17 protein-coding genes and 1 riboswitch are annotated in these 20,602 nt (G+C 69.6%); of the genes, 9 read left to right on the forward strand and 8 right to left on the reverse strand.

Annotated features, from left to right (window positions below):
- Nucleotides 1-11: 11 nt before the first annotated feature.
- The 6 genes from ACIO9J_RS08195 (at nt 12) to ACIO9J_RS08220 (ending at nt 7,321) form a co-directional block, all read left to right on the forward strand.
- Nucleotides 12-1,358: an HD-GYP domain-containing protein gene (locus ACIO9J_RS08195; RefSeq protein WP_401994418.1), complete on the forward strand. Its 1,347-nt coding sequence runs from the start codon at nt 12-14 to the stop codon at nt 1,356-1,358.
- Between the two features lie 62 nt (nt 1,359-1,420).
- Nucleotides 1,421-2,632 carry an HD-GYP domain-containing protein gene (locus ACIO9J_RS08200; protein WP_401995903.1) on the forward strand — a complete coding sequence of 404 codons (1,212 nt, stop codon included), beginning with the start codon at nt 1,421-1,423 and terminating at the stop codon, nt 2,630-2,632.
- Between the two features lie 159 nt (nt 2,633-2,791).
- On the forward strand, nt 2,792-3,772 hold the full coding sequence (locus ACIO9J_RS08205; RefSeq protein ID WP_401994421.1) for a tetratricopeptide repeat protein: 981 nt from the start codon (nt 2,792-2,794) through the stop codon (nt 3,770-3,772).
- Between the two features lie 113 nt (nt 3,773-3,885).
- Nucleotides 3,886-4,536 carry a peptide deformylase gene (gene def / locus ACIO9J_RS08210; protein WP_401994424.1) on the forward strand — a complete coding sequence of 217 codons (651 nt, stop codon included), beginning with the start codon at nt 3,886-3,888 and terminating at the stop codon, nt 4,534-4,536.
- A 302-nt stretch (nt 4,537-4,838) separates the two neighbouring features.
- Nucleotides 4,839-5,951, forward strand: a complete 1,113-nt coding sequence (gene cyc1, locus ACIO9J_RS08215; protein WP_401994426.1) for an epi-isozizaene synthase — start codon at nt 4,839-4,841, stop codon at nt 5,949-5,951.
- On the forward strand, nt 5,948-7,321 hold the full coding sequence (locus ACIO9J_RS08220; protein WP_401994428.1) for a cytochrome P450: 1,374 nt from the start codon (nt 5,948-5,950) through the stop codon (nt 7,319-7,321). The genes cyc1 and ACIO9J_RS08220 overlap by 4 nt, the downstream gene beginning before the upstream one ends.
- Nucleotides 7,322-7,387: 66 nt before the next feature.
- Here ACIO9J_RS08220 and ACIO9J_RS08225 read toward each other — a convergent pair whose 3' ends face one another.
- From ACIO9J_RS08225 to ACIO9J_RS08260, 8 genes are all read right to left on the reverse strand, one after another.
- Nucleotides 7,388-8,410: a ribonucleotide-diphosphate reductase subunit beta gene (locus ACIO9J_RS08225; RefSeq protein WP_401994431.1), complete on the reverse strand. Its 1,023-nt coding sequence runs from the start codon at nt 8,408-8,410 to the stop codon at nt 7,388-7,390.
- Nucleotides 8,410-10,803, reverse strand: coding sequence for a ribonucleoside-diphosphate reductase subunit alpha (locus ACIO9J_RS08230; RefSeq protein ID WP_401994434.1), 2,394 nt, complete (start codon nt 10,801-10,803; stop codon nt 8,410-8,412). Before ACIO9J_RS08230 ends, ACIO9J_RS08225 begins: the two co-directional genes overlap by 1 nt.
- Before the next feature lie 127 nt (nt 10,804-10,930).
- Nucleotides 10,931-11,062, reverse strand: a riboswitch (cobalamin riboswitch).
- Between the two features lie 80 nt (nt 11,063-11,142).
- Nucleotides 11,143-11,637 (reverse strand): GNAT family N-acetyltransferase, encoded by a 495-nt coding sequence (locus ACIO9J_RS08235; RefSeq protein ID WP_401994437.1) that lies wholly within the window; start codon nt 11,635-11,637, stop codon nt 11,143-11,145.
- A 77-nt stretch (nt 11,638-11,714) separates the two neighbouring features.
- Complete coding sequence (mctP, locus tag ACIO9J_RS08240) at nt 11,715-13,361, reverse strand: monocarboxylate uptake permease MctP (protein WP_401994440.1); 1,647 nt, start codon at nt 13,359-13,361, stop codon at nt 11,715-11,717.
- Nucleotides 13,358-13,633: a DUF3311 domain-containing protein gene (locus ACIO9J_RS08245; protein ID WP_401994443.1), complete on the reverse strand. Its 276-nt coding sequence runs from the start codon at nt 13,631-13,633 to the stop codon at nt 13,358-13,360. Before ACIO9J_RS08245 ends, mctP begins: the two co-directional genes overlap by 4 nt.
- Nucleotides 13,634-13,743: 110 nt before the next feature.
- Nucleotides 13,744-13,920 carry a YbdD/YjiX family protein gene (locus ACIO9J_RS08250; protein WP_401995906.1) on the reverse strand — a complete coding sequence of 59 codons (177 nt, stop codon included), beginning with the start codon at nt 13,918-13,920 and terminating at the stop codon, nt 13,744-13,746.
- Between the two features lie 17 nt (nt 13,921-13,937).
- Nucleotides 13,938-16,052, reverse strand: a complete 2,115-nt coding sequence (locus ACIO9J_RS08255) for a carbon starvation CstA family protein (RefSeq protein WP_401994445.1) — start codon at nt 16,050-16,052, stop codon at nt 13,938-13,940.
- A gap of 119 nt (nt 16,053-16,171) precedes the next feature.
- The gene (locus tag ACIO9J_RS08260; RefSeq protein WP_401994448.1) at nt 16,172-16,954 is read right to left on the reverse strand and encodes a GntR family transcriptional regulator; all 783 of its coding nucleotides are present in this window, start codon (nt 16,952-16,954) and stop codon (nt 16,172-16,174) included.
- Nucleotides 16,955-17,321: 367 nt separating this feature from the next.
- Here ACIO9J_RS08260 and ACIO9J_RS08265 point away from each other — a divergent pair, with 367 nt between their 5' ends.
- The 3 genes from ACIO9J_RS08265 to ACIO9J_RS08275 all read left to right on the forward strand — a co-directional run bounded on the left by ACIO9J_RS08265 (nt 17,322) and on the right by ACIO9J_RS08275 (nt 20,595).
- Nucleotides 17,322-18,596, forward strand: coding sequence for an extracellular solute-binding protein (locus tag ACIO9J_RS08265; protein ID WP_401994451.1), 1,275 nt, complete (start codon nt 17,322-17,324; stop codon nt 18,594-18,596).
- Nucleotides 18,597-18,778: 182 nt separating this feature from the next.
- On the forward strand, nt 18,779-19,768 hold the full coding sequence (locus ACIO9J_RS08270; RefSeq protein WP_401994454.1) for a carbohydrate ABC transporter permease: 990 nt from the start codon (nt 18,779-18,781) through the stop codon (nt 19,766-19,768).
- Entirely contained in the window at nt 19,765-20,595 is an 831-nt protein-coding gene (locus tag ACIO9J_RS08275) for a carbohydrate ABC transporter permease (RefSeq protein WP_401994457.1), read from the forward strand. Before ACIO9J_RS08270 ends, ACIO9J_RS08275 begins: the two co-directional genes overlap by 4 nt.
- The last annotated feature ends 7 nt before the right edge of the window (nt 20,596-20,602 follow it).

Raw genomic sequence — 20,602 nt, forward strand, 5'->3', positions numbered from 1 at the left:
AGGAGACCTCCATGCGGTCGGTGCCGGCGCGGGCCCGCGTGTACATCCTGTGCGTCGCCCTGGCGGGCGCCGCCTGCGTCGCGCCCGCGCTCGGCGCCCGCACGCCGTGGACCGCCGTCGTCCTGCTCGCCGTGCTCTACGCGGGCTGCGAGCAGATCACCCGGTGCCGCTTCGTCGGCCGCCGCGCCCCGCGCGGCCTCGGCACCTTCTTCCCCGTGCTGCTCGCCGGGGTGTTCCTGCTGCCGCCGTCGGCCGCCGCGCTCGTCGCCGTGCCCGGCGCGCTGCTCGCCCGCGTCGACCGGCATCCGCGCTGGGTGCGCAGGCTCTGGCGCGCGGCCCAACTCGCCGTCGCCGCCTGGGCGTCGGCGCGCGTGTACGCGGCGCTCGGCGGGCCCGCCGCCTGCGCGGCGCCCGACTTCCCGTACGTCCTGGGCCCCGCGGGCGCCGCCGTCTGCGCGTTCTCCGCCGTGCTCGCGACCCTGGACGGCGGGGTCGCCGTGACCGCCGAGCGGGTGCCCGCGCGCCTCGCCTGGCGGGGGCTCTTCCCGCGCGCGCTCGCGCCCGTCGCCGTGCACGGCCTGGCCGGGCTGATGATGGCGGTCCTGTGGACCAGTCCGTACGGCCCCGCCGCCGGGCTGCTCGTGCTCCTCCCGATGGGCGTCTCCTGCTGGGTGTTCGCGCAGTACCACCGCGAGCGCGCCGCCCACCAGGCCACCATCAGGGCGCTCGTGCAGGCCGTCGACCTCAAGGACAGGTACACCCGCGGCCACAGCGAACGGGTCGGCCGCGCCTCGGTCCTCATCGCCCGCGAACTGGGCATGGACGACGAGCGCGTGGAGGTCCTGCGGTTCGCGGGCATCCTGCACGACGTCGGCAAACTCGGCGTACCCACCAGGCTGTTGCGCAAGGAAGGCCCCCTGACACCGGAGGAGCGGCGCGTCATCGAGCTGCACCCCGAGTACGGACACGAGATGGTGCGCGGCATCGGATTCCTCGGCGACGCGCGGGCGGCGATCCTGCACCACCACGAGCGGATCGACGGGAGCGGATACCCGTACGGGCTCACCGGGGCGCAGATTCCCGAGTCCGCGCGGGTGGTGGCCGTCGCGGACGCCTTCGACGCGATGACGTCCACCCGGTCCTACCGGCGGGCCCGCCCCGTCCCCGTCGCCCTGGAGGAGCTCGCCCGGTGCGCGGGGGCGCAGTTCGACCCCGCGATGGTCGGCGCGCTGGCGCGTGCGCTTGAGCGGTACGGGTGGCATCCCGGGGTCACATCGGACGTCCCCGCCCAGACGGGGCTCGTGCCGCCCGCGCCGGTTCTGCCCGCACCCGCGGTGCGCGGGTCGGTGCCGTGGTGAGTGCCGCCGTTCCGCTGCCCGGCACCGGGGGTCGTGCCCACCCGTCCCGCCGTGCGGGACGCCTGCCCACAACGGTTGCGTGCTGCCTCGCCGTCCTCTCGCTCGGGTGGACCCTCTGGCACGGCGTCACCGAGGGGAAGGCCGCGTTCGCCTTCGGGGTGCTCGTCGCGCTGGGGGAGCTGGCCCGGTGGGGGAGCACCAGGGACCGGGAGCCCGCGCCGCTGGGTGCCGCCGGGGCCCTGGCGTACGCCCTGCTGGGGGAGAACGCGGGGCAGCCCACGCACCACGGCGCCCCGCAGGTGATCGCGGTGGTCGTCGCGGCCGCCCTGGTGGGCGCCGTGCCGCACGTGGCGCTGGGCAAGGGGCCCTCTGCCGACCACATGGCGCGGCGCGTGCTGACCGTCGGCTTCGCCGCCGTGTGCTTCCAGCCCCTCTACAACGCGGGGAAGTTGAAGGACTGGTTCGGCCACGGGCCGTACTTCGCGCTGGTCATCGTCGCGCTGCTCGTGCTCACCGCGCTCTGCGACGCCGTGCTCGCCGCGGCCACGGCGCACGCCCGCACCGGCTGGCCGTTCGGCCCGCTCCTGGGGGAGGAGCTGCGGGCCATGCTCGGCATCGGCTCCGCGGTGTGCGCGACGGGCGCGGTGATGGCGCTCGCGGTGGCCGTGGCGGGCCTGTGGGCGCTGCCCGTGTTCAGCATCCCGCTGCTGCTCACCCAGCTGTCCTTCCGGCGGTACGCGGCCGTCCGCGCGACCTACCGGCAGACCATCGCGTCGCTGGCCAGGGCGACGGAGATCGCCGGGTACACCCCCCAGGGGCATGCCCGCAGGGTCGCGGGGCTCAGCAGGGCCGTGGGGCGTGACCTGGGCCTCTCCGAGCCCGACCTCGTCGTCCTTGAGTACGCGGCGCTGATGCACGACATCGGCCAGCTCTCCCTGGTCGACCCGGTCCCCGCGGGCGCCACCGCGGCCCTGCCCGAGCCGGAACAGCGCCGGATAGCCCTGCTCGGCGGGGCCGTGGTGCGTCAGACAGGGGTGGACTCGGCGGTCGCCGTCGTGGTGGAGCGCCAGGCGGATCCGTACCGCGATCAGCCGCTCACCGCGCGAATTGTGCGCACCGCGAACGCGTACGACGAGATGGCGCGGGGAGAAGGACCCACAGGGTCCCTCGACGGCCCGCTACAGGCCCTGGAGCGGCTGCGTCTCGCCACCGGCCGCGACTACCAGCCCGAGGTCGTGGAGTCCCTCGCACGGGTGCTGTCACGGCGGGCCTGAGGCGGGCCAGGGCTGGGTAACCCATGGGTAATGAGCGGCCGTCCGACCGTACGTGGTTGGATGCGAAGCAGAGGGTGCACGGGGGCACGGACCCCGACGCCGCGCCCTCTGAGGATGTGAGTTCCAGAAATCGTGACAGGCGGGAATCAGGCGGGAATCGTGAGGATCTTCGGCAAGGGACGGCACCGGCCCTCCGCCTCATGGCGGCAGGCGACCGACCGCGCGTTCACGCTGATCGGCGACGGCCGGTACGAGGACGCGGGGGCACTGCTCACGCGCGCGGCGGATCTCGAACCCTGGTTGTCCGAGTCCTGGTTCAATCTCGCGCTCCTGCACAAGTTCCGGCACGACTGGGAGCAGGCGCGGGCCGCGGGGCTGCGCGCCGTCGCGCTCCTCGACCGCTCGGCGGGCGCCCCCGACTGGTGGAACGTCGGCATCGCGGCGACCGCGCTCCAGGACTGGCCGCTGGCCCGCCGCGCCTGGCAGGCGTACGGGCTGCGGGTGCCCGGCGGCGTCGCGGCGTCCGGCGAGCCCACGGGCATGGAGCTGGGCAGCGCGGCCGTGCGGCTCTCGCCGGAGGGCGAGGCCGAGGTCGTCTGGGGCCGCAGGCTCGACCCGGCCCGCATCGAGCTCCTGTCCATCCCGCTGCCCTCCTCCGGGCGCCGCTGGGGCGAGGTCGTGCTGCACGACGGCGTCCCGCACGGCGAGCGGACGACGGCGGCCGGCCACTCCTACCCCGTCTTCGACGAGATCGAGCTCTGGGCGCCCTCGCCCGTGCCGACCTGGGTGGTGCTCCTGGAGGCCGCCACGGAGGCGGACAGGGACGCCCTGGAGCAGCTCGCCGCCGACGCCGGCTTCGCCGCCGAGGACTGGTCGTCCTCGGTGCGCCTGCTGTGCCGGATGTGCTCGGAGTCCCGGATGCCGAGCGACGAGGGCGACGGCGAGCACCTGGACCCGCACGACCACAGCGAGCCCGGACACCCGGGCCCGCTCGGCCACCGCAGCCCCGGAGCGGTCTGGGTGCCCGAGCGCGAGTGCGGCATCGCGGCGCCCGCCGCCCTGGTGCGCGGCCTGCTCGACGGCTGGGTGGCGGACAGCCCGGACTCCCGCGACTGGCGGGACCTCGAAGAGGTCTGCTGAGCGGACGGCGGGCCGGCGGGGAGCTTCGCGGACCCGAGGAGGTCCCCGGCCACTTCGCCGTAGGCTGTACCGGCACAAACTCGTGAGGGCTTCAAGGAAGGCGTACGGCGGACATGGCGCAGGACACTGAGCAGCAGACCTCCGGCGGGGTGCTCCCCGTCGACGACGAGGGCTTCGTCATCGACACGGAGGACTGCGAGGAGCGCGAGACGGCCTTCCGTGAGCGCGGCACCTCCCGGCCGATCACGGTCGTCGGCAATCCGGTCCTGCACAAGGAGTGCAAGGACGTCACCGCCTTCGACGCCGACCTCGCGAAGCTCATCGACGACATGTTCGCGAGCCAGCGCGTCGCGCAGGGCGTGGGCCTCGCCGCCAATCAGGTCGGCGTCGACCTGAAGGTGTTCGTCTACGACTGCATGGACGACGAGGGCGTGCGCCACGTCGGCGTGGTCTGCAACCCGGTCCTCCAGGACCTGCCCGCGGAGAAGCGCAGCCTGGACGACTCGGGCGAGGGCTGCCTCTCCGTGCCGACCGCGTACGCCCCGCTGGCCCGGCCCGACTACGCCGAGGTGAGCGGCCAGGACGAGCAGGGCAACCCGATCAAGGTGCGCGGTACGGGCTACTTCGCACGCTGCCTCCAGCACGAGACGGACCACCTGTACGGCTACCTGTACATCGACAGGCTGTCCAAGCGGGAGCGCAAGGACGCGCTGCGGCAGATGGAAGAGGGCACGCCGCGCTACCCCGTGGTGCCGAATGACTGACGTGCGCGACGCCTGAGAGGCGTGGGCACCGCGTGACACGAGCGGCCCCTGGTCGGGAACTACTCCCTGACCAGGGGCCGTTGCCGTGAGCCGATCGGATGTGCGAGCAAAACCGGCTGTCAGTGATCCATATTCAGTCACGTAAGGGGAGGTTCTCGGCACTGGGGGGTAGTGAATGGCGCAAATCTGTTCCCTGAACGGTCAGTTGTGGTGCTGAATGGAAAGCGCGGGGATACGCAACGGCGCGCGCCCGGCACGGCGGGAGGGGCGTGGGTCCACAGGCGGCTGAAAGGGGTTTGTTCGTGCCTGCATATTCCGGGAGCACTTCACAGACACAGCCACACACACAGACGGTATCCGTCCCACCGGCGCTGGCCGTTCCGGTGATCGAGGCGGAGTTTCCTCGCCGTCTGCATCCGTATTGGCCAAAGCTTCAGGAGAAGTCCAGGACCTGGCTCCGCGAAATGCGGCTCATGCCTCCGGACAAGGTCGAGCGGTACGCGGACAGCCTGTGCTACACCGACCTGGTGGCGGGCTACTACATTGGCGCGCCGGACGAGTTGCTCAGCGCGATAGCCGACCTCAGCAGCTGGTTCTTCGCATGGGACGACCGGCACGACAGGGACTCGGTGCACGGCAGGGCGGCACAGTGGCGGTGGCTGTGCCGGGGCCTGCACGCGACCCTCCACGAACCGCGGCAGTACCTGCACCACAGGGACCCGTTGGTCGCGGGGTTCGCGGACTGCGTCCTGCGGCTCTACTCGTTCCTCGGTCCCAGCTGGAACGCCAGGTTCGCCCGGCACTTCCACCCGGTGATCGAGGCGTACGACCAGGAGTTCAGGAACCGGCGCACCGGCACGGTGCCCACGGTCGAGGCGTACGTCGAGCTGCGCCGCCTCACGTTCGCGCACTGGGCGTGGATCGACCTGCTCGAACCCACCGCGCGGTACGAGCTGCCGCGCCCCGTGCGCAAACACCCCGCATACCGGCGGGCGGCACTCGCGACCCAGGATTTCTCGGCCTGGTACAACGACCTGTGCTCACTGCCGAAAGAACTCGCGGGAGACGAACTGCACAATCTCGGTATCAGTCTCATCCACCACGAGAAGATGACGCTGGAAGAGGCGGTCGCGGAGGTCCACAGGCGCGTCACCCGATGCGTCACGGAATTCATCGCGGCCGAGGAAGAAGTCCACGTATTCGCCGCGAAGTTGGTGGAGGGAACCACGGAGGGAAGGGAACTCGCGGACGCGGTGGAATCGTGCGTCTTCAATATGCGGAACTGGTTCTCCTCCGTTTATTGGTTCCACCACGAATCCGGCCGCTATCGCGTGGACAGCTGGGACGACCGGTCCATACCCCCCTACGTCACGGAAAGCACCGTGGCGGAAAACGAACTGGTAGGTGAGGAATGAGCGTCGAATCCGCGATACCCGCCCCCGCCGCGTCAGGACCGGGCCCGCTGCGCACCCCGCCGCTCGTCGGCGGGGGAGCGCCCTTGCTGGGCCACGCCTGGAACCTGGTGCGTGACCCGCTCGGATTCCTCGCCGCGCTGCGCGACCACGGGGATCTCGTACGGATCAGGCTGGGACCCAAAACGGCGTACGCGGTGTGCGATCCGGAACTCGTCGGCGCCATGCTGAAGAACCCCGAGTACATCGTCGGCGGCCCCCTCTGGGACACCCTGGAGGTCCTCCTCGGCAAGGGCGTGGCGACCAGCAACGGCCGGCTGCACCGGCGCCAGCGCCGCATGATGCAGCCCGCGTTCAGGCCCGAGCGGATCGCCGACTACGCCAAGGTGATGGAGGAGGAGGCGCGCGCCACGGCGGCCCGCTGGGAGCCGGGGAGCACCGTCGACGTCGGCGCGGAGATGTTCCGCACGGCGGTGCGCATCGTCTCCCGCTCGCTCCTGGAGGTCGACTCCATCGGCGAGAAGGCGGACCGCATCAGCGCGTCGCTGCACACCGTCTTCGACGGGCTCTACCGCCGGATGGTGCTCTCGGTCGGGCCGCTGTACCGCGTGCCGACCCCGGCCAACCGGCGCTTCGAGCGCGCGCTCGCCGATCTGCACGCGATCGTCGACGAGATCGTCGCCGAGCGCCGTGCGGCGGGCCCGGGACCGGACGACCTGCTCGCGGAATTGCTGCGGGCCACGGACGAATCCGGGGCGCCGATAAGCGATCAGGAGATCCACGACCACGTGGTTTCCCTGGTCGTCGCGGGAGCCGAGAATGTGGCGTCGACTCTGGCGTGGGCCTTCCATCTGCTGACCGAACACCCGGAGCAGGAAAGGCGGTTGGTTGAAGAGGTAAATTCCGTGGCGCAGGGGCGGGCGATCACATTCGCCGACCTGGGCGAGCTGCGGCACCTCCGCAATGTCGTCACGGAGGCCATGCGTATACGACCCGCGGCTTGGATATTCACCCGCAGGTCCGTGGCCGAAACCGAGCTTGGCGGCTATCGCATTCCGGCGGACGCCGACATCGTCTACAGCGTGTACGCCATGCAGCGCGACCCGCGTTCCTTCGAGCGGCACTTGGAGTTCGACCCGGACCGCTGGAATCCGGAACGCGCTTCAGAGGTCCCGGAGTTCGCGATGATGCCGTTCAGCGTCGGCAACCGAAAGTGCCCTGGCGACCACTTCAGCCTCGCTGAACTGGCCCTGATCCTGGGCACGGTGGCTCCGAAGTGGCGCCTGACGCCGGTCGACGAGACCGACACCGGCACCAGGATCGGCATCACGCTGCACCCCAAGCGGCTCGTCCTGCGGGCCGAAGCGCGCTGACCGAGCGGTGTGCCCACCCCACCCCCCGTGACGGGGCGGGCACACCGGGAGCCGGTTGCGCCAGGCTCAGAACTCGTCGTCGAAGGAGACCGAACCCTCGACCGCGACCTGGTACGCGGAGGGCCGCCGCTCGAAGAAGTTCGTCAGCTCCTGCACACCCTGCAACTCCATGAAGGAGAACGGGTTCTCCGAGCCGTAGACCGGCGCGAAGCCGAGGCGCTGAAGACGCTGGTCGGCGACGCACTGGAGGTACTCGCGCATCGAGTCGGTGTTCATGCCGGGCAGGCCATCGCCGCACAGATCGCGGGCGAACTGCAGCTCGGCCTCGACGGCCTCCTTCAGCATGTCGGTGACCTGCTGCTCGAGCGCGTCGTCGAAGAGCTCGGGCTCCTCCTTGCGGACCGTGTCCACCACGTCGAAGGCGAAGCTCATGTGCATCGTCTCGTCGCGGAACACCCAGTTGGTGCCGGTCGCGAGGCCGTGCAGCAGACCGCGGCTGCGGAACCAGTAGACGTACGCGAAGGCGCCGTAGAAGAACAGGCCCTCGATGCACGCGGCGAAGCAGATCAGGTTGAGCAGGAAGCGCCGGCGGTCGGCCTGCGTCTCCAGGCGGTCCAGCTTCTCGACCTCGTTGATCCACTTGAAGCAGAACTCGGCCTTCTCACGGATCGAGGGGATCTCCTCGACCGCGTCGAAGGCGGCGGCGCGGTCCTCCGGGTCGGGCAGGTAGGTGTCGAGCAGCGTCAGATAGAACTGGACGTGCACGGCCTCCTCGAAGAGCTGACGGCTCAGGTAGAGCCGCGCCTCGGGGGAGTTGATGTGCTTGTAGAGCGTCAGCACCAGGTTGTTGGAGACGATCGAGTCACCCGTGGCGAAGAACGCGACCAGGCGGCCGATCATGTGCTGCTCGCCCGGCGAGAGCTTGGCGAGGTCGGCGACGTCCGAGTGGAGGTCGACCTCCTCGACGGTCCAGGTGTTCTTGATCGCGTCCCGGTAGCGCTCGTAGAAGTCCGGGTAGCGCATGGGACGCAGGGTGAGTTCGAAGCCCGGGTCGAGCAGGTTCTTGGCGGAGCTGGTGGTGCTGGACATTACTGGCAGGCCTCGCAGGACTCGGGGTTTTCCAGGGAGCAGGCGATCGCGTCGGGGTCGCTCACCTGCTGGGGGACGGGGGCCGCGGCGGTGGCCTGGGAGCCGCCGGCCGCGCGGGCGATGCGCGTCGCCGGGCGCGAGCGCAGGTAGTACGTGGTCTTCAGGCCCCGCTGCCAGGCGTAGGCGTACATCGAGGAGAGCTTGCCGATGGTCGGCGTCTCCAGGAACAGGTTCAGGGACTGCGCCTGGTCCAGGAACGGGGTGCGGTCGGCCGCCATGTCGATCAGGCCGCGCTGCGGGATCTCCCACGCGGTGCGGTACAGCGCGCGGACCTCTTCGGGCACCCAGGTGAAGCCCTGCACCGAGCCGTTGGACTCGCGCAGCGCCTCACGGGTCTGCGCGTCCCACACGCCGAGCCGCTTGAGCTCCTGCACCAGGTAGGAGTTGACCTGGAGGAACTCGCCGGACAGCGTCTCGCGCTTGAAGAGGTTGGAGACCTGCGGCTCGATGCACTCGTACACGCCCGCGATGGACGCGATGGTGGCCGTCGGCGCGATCGCGAGGAGCAGCGAGTTGCGCATGCCGGTGGTGGCGATCCGCTCGCGCAGGGCCGCCCAGCGCTCGGGCCAGGTCAGCTCCACGCCGTAGTGGTCCGGGTGCAGGACGCCGCGCGCGGTGCGGGTCTTCTCCCAGGCGGGCAGCGGGCCGTTGCGCTCGGCGAGGTCCGCGGACGCCTCGTACGAAGCGAGCATGATGCGCTCGGCGATGCGGGTGGAGAGGGCCCGCGCCTCGGGCGAGTCGAACGGCATCTTCAGCTGGAAGAAGACGTCCTGGAGGCCCATCGCGCCGAGGCCCACCGGGCGCCACCTGGCGTTGGAGCGCCCGGCCTGCTCGGTCGGGTAGAAGTTGATGTCGACGACGCGGTCGAGGAAGGTGACGGCGGTGCGGACCGTCTCGTCGAGGCGCTCCCAGTCGATGTCGCCGTCGACGACGAAGGCGCCGAGGTTGACCGAGCCGAGGTTGCAGACGGCCGTCTCCCCGTCGTCCGTCACCTCCAGGATCTCCGTGCAGAGGTTGGAGGAGTGCACCGTGTGGCCGGGCTCCGCCGTCTGGTTGGCGGTGCGGTTGGCGGCGTCCTTGAAGGTCATCCAGCCGTTGCCGGTCTGCGCGAGGGTGCGCATCATGCGGCCGTACAGTTCCCGGGCCGGCATGGTCTTCTTCGCGATCCCCGCGGCCTCCGCCTTGCGGTAGGCGGCGTCGAACTCCTCGCCCCACAGGTCGACGAGCTCGGGCACGTCGGCCGGCGAGAACAGCGACCAGTCCTGGTCGGCGGCGACCCGGCGCATGAACTCGTCGGGGATCCAGTGCGCGAGGTTGAGGTTGTGCGTGCGGCGCGCGTCCTCACCCGTGTTGTCGCGCAGCTCCAGGAACTCCTCGATGTCGGAGTGCCAGGTCTCCAGGTAGACCGCGGCCGCGCCCTTGCGGCGCCCGCCCTGGTTCACCGCGGCGACCGAGGCGTCGAGGGTCTTGAGGAACGGCACGATGCCGTTGGAGTGCCCGTTGGTGCCGCGGATCAGCGAACCGCGCGAACGGATGCGCGAGTAGGAGAGGCCGATGCCGCCCGCGTGCTTGGAGAGCCGCGCGACCTGGTGGTAGCGGTCGTAGATCGAGTCGAGCTCGTCCAGCGGGGAGTCGAGGAGGTAGCAGGAGGACATCTGCGGGTGCCGGGTGCCCGAGTTGAACAGCGTCGGCGACGACGGCAGGTAGTCCAGGCGGCTCATCAGGCGGTACAGCGCGGCGACCTCGTCCAGGGCGCGGGCGCTGCCGTCTTCCGCCAGGCCGCTCGCCACGCGCAGCATGAAGTGCTGCGGGGTCTCGATGACCTGCCGGGTGATGGGGTGGCGCAGCAGGTAGCGGCTGTGCAGCGTGCGCAGGCCGAAGTAGCCGAAACGGAAGTCCGCGCCGTCCGCGAGCGCGGCGTCCACGAGCGAGTCGAGCCGGGCCGCGTGCGCGGTCACGAAGGACGCGGTGCGGTCGGCGATCAGGCCCTCGCGGTGGCCGACCGCGACGGAGTCGGTGAAGGAGTGCACGCCCTGCGTGGCCGCTTCCTCGCGGATGCCGATCGACAGGAGCCTGGCGGCGAGCTTGGAGTACGCGGGGTCCTCGGAGATGAGCCCCGCGGCCGCCTCGGTCGCCAGTTCCCGCAGCTCGGCCACGTCGGCGCGGGCCGACCTGCCGCGCAGCGCGGCGGCGGCCACCCGGCCGGGGTCGGCGTCGGGGAGGTCGGCGGTGAGGTCGGTCAGGGTCCGCAGCAGCGCGGTCCCTGGCCCGTCGGTACCCTCGGCGGTCGGCGTGGTCGTCGCTGACGCAGGTTCGGCAGGCGCGATGGTCACGTGGAGCTCTCCCTCGCTCGGCTCTGGGCCAGGGGAGGGAATGGTGCACGGGCGCACCCGGGCAGGGCGGCGTACCGCGTCCACCGGCCCACTCCACGAGGCCCGGACGGTCGGCACCCGGGCCGGACGGCTCGGGTGCGCTGCCGGCAGGTCCTCGGACTTGCGGGTACGACAAAGACGTACACATACACCGTTGCGGGACAGTTCCGGACTTGCACCGGATTCCCCTGCGACGGCAGCGAGCACGAGCATACATCTTGTGCCGGGTTTCTGAAGCAGGCCCACATCTTGTGTCGGCACCGAACGGGCGGTCGTGCGGGTGGCTCTGCGAGGAGTGTCCTAGAACGTCAACTCGTAGGTGAGCAGCGTCAGGTCCGGGATCGGCTGCCAGTCCCGCTCCGGGGTCCGTACGAAGCCGAGGCGCCCGTAGAGCCGGTGGGCGGCGTGCATCGAGGGCTGGGTGGACAGGACGAGCCCCGTGCGGCCCGCGTCCCTGGCGCGCCGCAGGCACTCCCGCACCAGCGCCTCGCCCGCGCCCCTGCCGCGCGCCGCGGCGGAGACGGCCAGCATGCGGATCTCCGCCTGGTCGTCCCGGGCGATGTCGGCCATCGGACCGCCGGACGGGACGAAGGCCACGCAGCCGAGCGGCTCCTCGTCCGCCGCGGCCACCAGGACCTGGGCCTGCGCCGCGCGCCCCGCCACGTCCCGCAGCACCGTCAGATAGGGGTCGTCGGCCCCGAGGCTCAGATGTCCGTCGGCGAGGTACGCCCCCGCGGTGAGGTCGCCCAACGCCTCGTACTCGTCGGGACGCGCGTGTCTGATCGTGATGTCCATGCGGCGAAGTGTGCAACAGGGGTACGACGACGGGCCGCCGGTTTTCCGGCGGCCCGTCGTCGTACCTGTCGAACGGTTCAGTGCCCGGCGCCCGCCGTCGCCTTCGGCAGCTCGGTGGCGACGCCGGGGTCGCCGGCGTCCGCCGTGTAGTCCCCGGGCGACGTCTCGTCGACGCCCTCGGGGGCCTTCAGCGCCTTCAGGGCGAAGGTGAGGACCACGGTCACGACCACGTTCAGGACGAACGCGGTGAGGCCGATGTAGCCGATCTCACCGATGCCGGGGATGGTGTCGGACGAGCCGCCGAAGTGCTTCTGCGTCGGCGACGCGACGCCGTACGCGGCGAGCGTGCCGTAGACCATGCCGACCGCCCAGCCCGCGAGCAGCGCCCAGCGGTGGAACCAGCGGGTGAACAGGCCGCCGACCAGCGCGGGCATCGTCTGGAGGATCCAGATGCCGCCGAGCAGCTGGAAGTTGATCGCGACGGTCTTGTCCATGCCGAGGACGAAGACCAGCGCGCCCACCTTCACCATGAGCGAGACCAGCTTGGAGACCTTGGTCTCCTGCTCGGGCGTCGCGTCGGGCTTGAGGAAGTCCTTGTAGATGTTCCGGGTGAAGAGGTTCGCCGCGGCGATCGACATGATGGCGGCGGGCACGAGCGCGCCGATGCCGATCGCGGCGAAGGCGACGCCGGTGAACCAGTCGGGGAACATCTCCTCGAAGAGCTGGGGGATCGCCAACTGCCCGTTGTCGACCTTGATCCCGGCCGCGATCGCCATGAAGCCGAGCAGCGCGAGCAGTCCCAGCATCAGCGAGTACAGCGGCAGGATCGTGGTGTTGCGGCGGATCACGTTGCGGCTCTTGGAGGAGAGCGTCGCCGTGATCGAGTGCGGATACATGAACAGCGCGAGGGCCGAGCCGAGCGCCAGCGTGGCGTAGGTCCACTGGCCCGCCTCGGCGGGCGCGAGCGCGCCGCGCGGCTTGTCGGTGGCCGGGTTGGTCTGCGCGAAGGCGTCACCGGCCTTGGCGAAGATGTCGTCGAAGCCGCCGAGCTTGATCGGGATGTAGATGATGGCGACGATGATGACGAGGTAGATCAGGCCGTCCTTCACGAACGCGATCAGCGCGGGGGCGCGCAGCCCCGAGGAGTACGTGTAGGCGGCGAGCACCGCGAAGGCGATGAGCAGCGGCAGGTCCTTGACGAACCAGTTGGTGTCGGGGCCGCCGCCGACGCCCATCACGTCCAGGACGGCCTGGATGCCGACCAGTTGGAGCGCGATGTACGGCATCGTGGCGAGGATGCCGGTGACCGCGACGGCCAGCGAGAGCCCCTTGGAGCCGAAGCGGCCGCGGACGAAGTCCGACGTGGTCACGTACCCGTGCTTGTGCGAGACCGACCACAGGCGCGGCAGGAAGGTGAAGATCAGCGGGTAGACGAGGATCGTGTACGGGACGGCGAAGAAGCCGGCCGCGCCCGCCGCGTAGATCGCCGCGGGGACGGCGACGAAGGTGTACGCCGTGTACAGGTCGCCGCCGAGCAGGAACCAGGTGACCCAGGTGCCGAACGACCGTCCGCCCAGGCCCCATTCGTCCAGGCTCTGGTCGTTGTCGGCCCTGCGCCAGCGGGCGGCGAGGAAGCCCATCACCGTGACGGCGATGAAGAAGAAGATGAAGACGCCGAGCGCGACGCCGTTGACGCCGCCCGTCCCCGATGCGAGCACGTTCATCGTCCGGCACCTTCCTGGAGCTGCCGGGCCTCGGCCTTGCGGATCCGCTGGTCGCGCTGCCACAGCTTGTACGCGATCATCGTCAGCGCCGTGGAGATGAGCACCCACAGCATCTGGTACCAGTAGAAGAACGGGATGCCGATGAAGGTCGGTTCGATCTTCGCGTAGGAGCTCACCCAGAGCATCGCGACGAACGGCGCGACAAGACAGAGGGCGATGACCACACGGACCGGCGTGACCACCGGTCGGTTCACTTCAGGCGCATCAGACATGTCACGGCTCCGCTCCCTCGCTCATCCCCTGCTTGATGTGCGGGAAATCTAAGCGAGAGTCTTGATCTATGGAACCCCCGTCCGGATAACGGACGGGTCAACATGCCTGCTCAGCAGCAGCGGAACGCTTGTCGCGGGTCCGACTCCTGGCGGTCCGTCCGCATTCGCTCGAACTCCCTGCGGGACGGTACGGATACGCCTGGATGCTCCCTTCGCGCGTGTGCGACATAGCGGTCGTACGCGGATTCGTCGGTCAACTCCCGTGCGTACCAGCGCACCCACCGCATCCCGCGCAGCACCCACGTCACGGCGTGAGCTCCCGCTTCTCCTCGCGCGTCGGGAACAGCCCGTCGGGCGCGGACAGTTTCGACTCCACGTACGGTGCCTCGCTCAGCCGGGACGCCGCGGGATGCCGGACGTGCTTGACGCAGATCCGGGCCGCGTCGGCGATCACGACGACGATGAGCAGCGCGAGCGCGGCCGAAAGGACGCCGTCCACCGTGGAGTTGGTGACCACGGTGTGCATGTCGTCCATGGTCTTGGCGGGCGGCAGGACCTTGCCCGCGTCGATGGCGTCCTGGTAGTTGGAGCGCTGCTGGAAGAAGCCGACGCGCGGATCGCTGGAGAACACCTTCTGCCAGCTCGCGGTGAGCGTGACCGTGGCGTCCCAGACCAGCGGAATCCCGGTGATCCAGGCCCACTTGAGGCGTCCGGACTTCACGAGCAGCGTCGTGCAGACGGCGAGCGCCACGGCGGCGAGGAGCTGGTTGGCGATGCCGAAGATCGGGAAGAGCTGGTTGATCCCGCCGAGCGGCTCGTGCACGCCCACCCACAGGAAGTACCCCCACAGGCCGGTGACCGCGGCGCTGGTGAGGATCAGGCCCGGCTTCCAACTCACGTTCCTGAAGGGCTTGTAGAGGTTGCCGAGCATGTCCTGGAGCATGAAGCGGCCCACCCGGGTGCCCGCGTCGAGCGCGGTGAGGATGAACAGCGCCTCGAACATGATCGCGAAGTGGTACCAGAACGCGCGCATCGAGCCGCCGGTGACCTTCGAGAAGATCTCCGAGACGCCGATCGCGAGGGTGGGCGCGCCGCCCGTGCGCGAGAGCAGCGAGGACTCCTCGACGTTCTTGGCGGCCTGCGCGAGATCGGCCGGCGAGATCGAGTACCCGAAGCCCGCGACGGCCTTCGACGCCTCCTGGACGGTGTCGCCGATGACGCCCGCGGGCGCGTTCATCGCGAAGTACAGGCCCGGGTCGATGATGCTCGCCGCGACCAGCGCCATCACCGCGACGGACGACTCCATCAGCATGGAGCCGTAGCCGATCATCCGGACCTGCGTCTCCTTCTGGATCATCTTCGGCGTCGTGCCCGAGGAGATCAGCGCGTGGAAGCCGGAGAGGGCCCCGCAGGCGATGGTGATGAAGACGAAGGGGAAGAGCGATCCGGCGAAGACCGGGCCGTCACCGCGCGAGGCGAAGTCGGTCACCGGGTCCATCTTGAGCGTGGGCAGGGTGAGCACGACACCGAGCGCGAGCAGCAGGATGGTGCCGATCTTCATGAAGGTGGAGAGGTAGTCGCGCGGCGCGAGCAGCATCCACACCGGCAGGATCGAGGCGATGAAGCCGTACGCCACCATCCAGATCACCAGCGTCGACGGCGCGAGCGTGAAGGTGTCGGCGAGCGAGGACTCGGCGACCCAGCGGCCCGCGACCAGCGCGAGCAGCAGCAGGGCGATGCCGATCAGGGAGACCTCGCTGACCCGTCCCGGCCGCAGGACACGCAGGTAGAAGCCCATGAGCAGGGCGATCGGGATGGTCATCGCGATGGAGAAGGTGCCCCACGGCGACTCGGCGAGCGCGTTGACGATGACGAGCGCCAGCACTCCGAGCAGGATGATCATGATGGCGAAGGTGGCGAGCAGCGCGGCGGCCCCGCCGAACGGGCCGATCTCCTCGCGGGCCATCTGCCCCAGCGACTTGCCGTCGCGCCGGGTGGAGAAGAACAGCACGACCATGTCCTGCACGGCGCCCGCGAAGATCACGCCGACGATGATCCAGATGGTGCCGGGCAAGTACCCCATCTGCGCGGCGAGTACGGGCCCCACCAGCGGCCCCGCGCCCGCGATCGCGGCGAAGTGGTGGCCGAGCAGCACCCGCCGGTCGGTCGGGTGGAAGTCCATGCCGTTGTCGAGCCGCTCGGCGGGGGTGGCCCGGGTCCTGTCGACCTTGAGCACCTTGTACGCGATGAACTTGGAGTAGAAGCGGTACGCGATGGCGTAGCTGCCGAGGGCCGCCGCGACCATCCAGACGGCCGACACCTCCTCGTCGCGGGCGAGGGCGAGAACGGTCCAGCCCGCGGCGCCGACCAGCGCGACGAGGGACCAGATGACGATGGTTCGAGGATTCGCTGTGCGCACCGGGCCGTCCTCCCGTTCACCATGCGATGACGGGAGGAACCTAGAGCAGCGAAGTGATCCGCGCCAGACCTCGGAAGGGTGCGATGGGCGGGAGGGCCCTCGGGGGCGGTGGTGCCGGATCAGTCCGTGGGGCGCTTGAGGCGGGCCACGAACTTGTACCGGTCGCCGCGGTAGACCGAGCGGACCCACTCCACGGGCTGTCCCGCGCCGTCCAGCGAGTGCCGGGACAGGAGCAGCATCGGCAGGCCGACGTCGGTGCCGAGCAGGCCGGCCTCGCGCGGGGTGGCCAGCGAGGTCTCGATGGTCTCCTCGGCCTCCGCGAGGTGCACGTCGTACACCTCGGCGAGCGCGGTGTAGAGCGAGGTGTACTTGACCAGGGAGCGGCGCAGCGCGGGGAAGCGCTTGGCGGAGAGGTGGGTCGTCTCGATGGCCATCGCCTCGCCGTTGGCCAGGCGCAGCCGCTCGATCCTGAGGACCCGGCCGCCCGCGCTGATGTCGAGCAGGCCGGCGAGGGTGTCGTCGGCGGTGATGTAGCCGATGTCCAGGAGCTGCGAGGTGGGCTCAAGGCCCTGGGCCCTCATGTCCTCGGTGTACGAGGTGAGTTGGAGGGCCTGCGAGACCTTGGGCTTGGCGACGAAGGTGCCCTTGCCCTGGATGCGTTCGAGGCGGCCCTCGACGACCAGCTCCTGGAGGGCCTGGCGCACCGTCGTACGCGAGGTGTCGAACTCGGCGGCGAGGGTGCGCTCCGGGGGGACGGGGGTGCCGGGGGGCAGGGTTTCCGTCATATCGAGCAAGTGACGCTTGAGGCGGTAGTACTTGGGTACGCGCGCGGTGCGTCCGACGCTCGCACCCTCCGTGGACGCGCCCACGTCGGTCCCCGTGCCACCCGCTTCGGTGCCCATGTTCCGCCCACCCGTCTCCCGGCCGGTGCCCCTCACCGGCGCTCCTCCTGAGCTCGCTGTCCGGGGGGACCTTCTGCGCGCGGCACCCTGGTCCGGCTCCTGTGCTGCTGCCGTCACCGGCTCCTCCGTCTGTCGCGGCTCACATCGTGGCACGGTACGGGCCGAGCAGACTCCGCCTGCTCAGGTGTCGGTCCGATAACGGACGCGACAGCCCTTCTTATACACCCTTGACACCCCTAAAGGTCTAGGCCAAGCTCCCCGTACTGGTCTACACCATTAAAGACCAGGTTCCAGTCCCACGGGCAGATCTCGGTCCATTTGGTCGCTGCGGGTGGGGGGTTGACTGGCATCCCTTGAGGAGGGTGACGTGAAGCGCAAGCTCATAGCGGCCATCGGTGTCGCGGGCATGTTGGTCTCGGTCGCGGCGTGCGGCGGTGACGACGACGACAAGAAGGCCGGGGGTGCCGACAGCTTCAAGGGCGAGACCCTGACGCTCTGGGCGATGGACGGTTCGACGCCGGACCAGTGGCAGAAGGATGTCACGGCGGCCTTCGAGAAGAAGACCGGCGCGAAGCTCAAGTTCGAGGTCCAGCAGTGGAACGGCATCCAGCAGAAGCTGACCACCGCCCTCTCCGAGGAGAACCCGCCCGACGTCTTCGAGATCGGCAACACCCAGACCGCCGCGTACGCCAAGACCGGTGGCCTCGCCGAGCTCGACGACCTCAAGAAGTCGATCGGCGCCGACTGGACCGAGTCGATGAACAAGGCCTCGGTCATCGACGGCAAGCAGTACGCCGCCCCGTGGTTCGTCCTCAACCGCGTCGTGGTCTACAACAAGAAGATCTGGGCCGACGCCGGCATCAAGGAGCTTCCCAAGACCCGCGCCGAGTTCCTCAAGGACCTCAAGCAGATCGGCGCGAAGACCGACGCCGAGCCGATCTACCTGCCCGGCCAGAACTGGTACCACTTCGTCGGCCTGACCATCGGTGAGGGTGCCGAGCTGGTCAAGAAGGACGGCGACAAGTACGTCTCCAACCTGGACGACCCGAAGGTCATCAAGGCGATGAAGACGTACAAGGAGTTCGCCGACCTCTCCAAGGCCCCCAAGAACAAGGACGAGGCCACCCCGCAGCAGGCCGAGGTCTTCGCCAAGGGCAAGACCGGCGCCTTCATCGGCATGAGCTGGGAAGCGCCCACCGCCATCAAGGCCAACCCGAAGATCGAGAAGGACATCGGCTTCTTCACGATCCCCGGCGCCACGGCCGACAAGCCCGAGGGCGTCTTCCTCGGCGGCTCCAACCTCGCCATCGCCGCGACCAGCAAGAAGCAGGAGCTCGCCAAGGAGTTCCTGAAGATCGCGCTGTCCGACAAGTTCGAGGGTCAGTTCGCCAAGGAAGGCGGCACGATCCCGAACAAGAAGGCGCTGGAGTCCAACCTCAAGGGCAACCCGGCCGCCGAGGCCGCCGCCCCCGCCACCGCCCACGGTGGCACCACCCCGCTGATCCCGGAGTGGGGCGCGGTCGAGAACCCGCCGAACCCGATCAAGAACTACATGACCGCGGTGCTCAACGGTAAGTCGCCTGCCGCCGCCGCCAAGCAGGTCGAGGGCGAGCTCAACAAGCGCCTGGCGCAGAAGCAGTAAGGACGCGTGCCCTGCCGGGGGCGGCGGGTGACACGACCCCGCTGCCCCCGGCGTACCCATGCGCACCCCGCGTCCTCCCGCGCCGCCCACAGCGCCCCCGCGCTGACCCGGCGCCCCGCGCCGACCCAGGCGCCTCGCGCTGACCCCAGCGCTTCGCGTTGCCCACGAAAGAGATGGCGAGCATGACCGTGCAGAAGACCGAACGGCCGCCCTCCGGCCCGACGGAGGTGCAGACACCGGACGGCGGACCACGGCCGGTCGGGCCGCACAGATCCCCAGGACGTCTCACCGGCCTGGCGCCCTATCTGCTCCTTGCCCCCGCGATCGTCGTCACCCTGCTCCTGCTCGGCTGGCCGCTCGTCAACAACGGGGTCCTGTCGTTCCAGAACCTCAACATGCGGCAGTTCATTCTGCACTTGACCGAGTGGAACGGATTCGACAACTACAAGGAGGTCCTCACCGGCGAGGACTTCTGGCGGGTCACCGGACGCTCGGTCGCCTTCACCGCCGTCAACGTCGTACTGATCATGGTCCTCGGCACGCTCGTGGGACTGCTGCTCGCGCGCCTCGGCCGGAAGATGCGCACGTTCCTGCTGCTCGGCCTCGTCCTCGCCTGGGCGATGCCCGTCGTCGCGGCGAGCACCGTCTACCAGTGGCTGTTCGCGCAGCGCTTCGGCGTCGTCAACTGGGTGCTCGCCAAGATCGGCTTCGAGTCGATGGCCGACCACGACTGGCTGGCCACGCAGTACTCGACGTTCTTCGTCGTCCTGCTGCTCATCGTCTGGATGTCCATCCCCTTCGTGGCGATCAACCTCTACGCCGCCACGACCACCATCCCCAAGGAGCTGTACGAGGCCGCCGCGCTGGACGGCGCCGGCGCCTGGAAACAGTTCACCCAGGTCACGCTGCCGTACCTGCGGCCCTTCCTCTACGCCACGACGTTCCTGGAGATCATCTGGGTCTTCAAGGCGTTCGTGCAGGTCTTCACGATCAACGAGGGCGGACCCGACCGGCTCACCGAGATCCTGCCCGTCTACGCCTACATCGAGGGCATGGGCAACCAGCACTTCGGCATGGGTGCCGCGATCGCGCTGCTCACCATCGTCATCCTGCTGGCCATCACCTCGTTCTACCTGCGGATCGTGCTCAAGCAAGAGGAGGACGAGCTGTGAAGCGCTCGCTGATGGGCCGCCTGTGGCCCAACCTGGTCGCTGTCGTCATCTTCCTCTTCTGCGTCTTCCCCGTGTACTGGATGTTCGCGACGGCCTTCAAGCCGACCGGCGACATCATCGCGGAGGACCCGGTCTGGTTCCCGACCAACGCCACCTTCGAACACTTCAAGACCGCGGTGAAGGCCGACCACTTCTGGACGATGGCGGGCAACTCCCTCATCGTCACGCTCCTCGCCGTGCTCTTCTCGCTCATCATCGGCGTGACCGCGGCCTTCGCCCTGGCCCGGATGCGCTTCAAGGGCCGGCGCGGCTTCATCATCGGCTTCATGCTCGCGCAGATGGCGCCGTGGGAAGTCATGGTCATCGCGATCTACATCATCGTGCGCGACGCGGACATGCTGAACAGCCTGATCCCGCTGACCCTCTTCTACATGGTGATGATCCTGCCCTTCACGCTCCTCACGCTGCGCGGCTTCGTCGCCGCGGTACCCAAGGAGCTGGAGGAGTCCGCCATGGTCGACGGCTGCACCCGCATGCAGGCCTTCCGCCGCGTGATCCTGCCGCTGCTCGCACCCGGCCTGATGTCGACCTCGCTCTTCGGCTTCATCACCGCCTGGAACGAGTTCCCGCTGGTCCTCGTGCTCAACAAGGAAGCCGAGTCCAAGACCCTGCCGGTGTGGCTCTCCAGCTTCCAGACCCAATTCGGCGACGACTGGGGCGCCACCATGGCGGCCGCCTCGCTCTTCGCCGTCCCGATCCTGATCCTCTTCGTCTTCCTGCAGCGCAAGGCCGTCAGCGGCCTGACCGACGGCGCAGTGAAGGGATAACGCCGCA

Source organism: Streptomyces sp. NPDC087300 (assembly GCF_044744425.1).
GTDB lineage: Bacteria > Actinomycetota > Actinomycetes > Streptomycetales > Streptomycetaceae > Streptomyces.

Excerpts from the sequence above, each read along its gene's own strand:
- ACIO9J_RS08195 (WP_401994418.1), top strand. The coding sequence starts at position 12 with ATGCGGTCGGTGCCGGCGCGGGCCCGCGTGTACATCCTGTGCGTCGCC.
- def (WP_401994424.1), top strand. The coding sequence starts at position 3,886 with ATGGCGCAGGACACTGAGCAGCAGACCTCCGGCGGGGTGCTCCCCGTC.
- ACIO9J_RS08220 (WP_401994428.1), top strand. The coding sequence starts at position 5,948 with ATGAGCGTCGAATCCGCGATACCCGCCCCCGCCGCGTCAGGACCGGGC.
- ACIO9J_RS08225 (WP_401994431.1), bottom strand. The coding sequence starts at position 8,410 with ATGTCCAGCACCACCAGCTCCGCCAAGAACCTGCTCGACCCGGGCTTC.
- ACIO9J_RS08235 (WP_401994437.1), bottom strand. The coding sequence starts at position 11,637 with ATGGACATCACGATCAGACACGCGCGTCCCGACGAGTACGAGGCGTTG.
- mctP (WP_401994440.1), bottom strand. The coding sequence starts at position 13,361 with ATGAACGTGCTCGCATCGGGGACGGGCGGCGTCAACGGCGTCGCGCTC.
- ACIO9J_RS08245 (WP_401994443.1), bottom strand. The coding sequence starts at position 13,633 with ATGTCTGATGCGCCTGAAGTGAACCGACCGGTGGTCACGCCGGTCCGT.
- ACIO9J_RS08250 (WP_401995906.1), bottom strand. The coding sequence starts at position 13,920 with ATGCGGTGGGTGCGCTGGTACGCACGGGAGTTGACCGACGAATCCGCG.
- ACIO9J_RS08260 (WP_401994448.1), bottom strand. The coding sequence starts at position 16,954 with ATGGGCACCGAAGCGGGTGGCACGGGGACCGACGTGGGCGCGTCCACG.
- ACIO9J_RS08270 (WP_401994454.1), top strand. The coding sequence starts at position 18,779 with ATGACCGTGCAGAAGACCGAACGGCCGCCCTCCGGCCCGACGGAGGTG.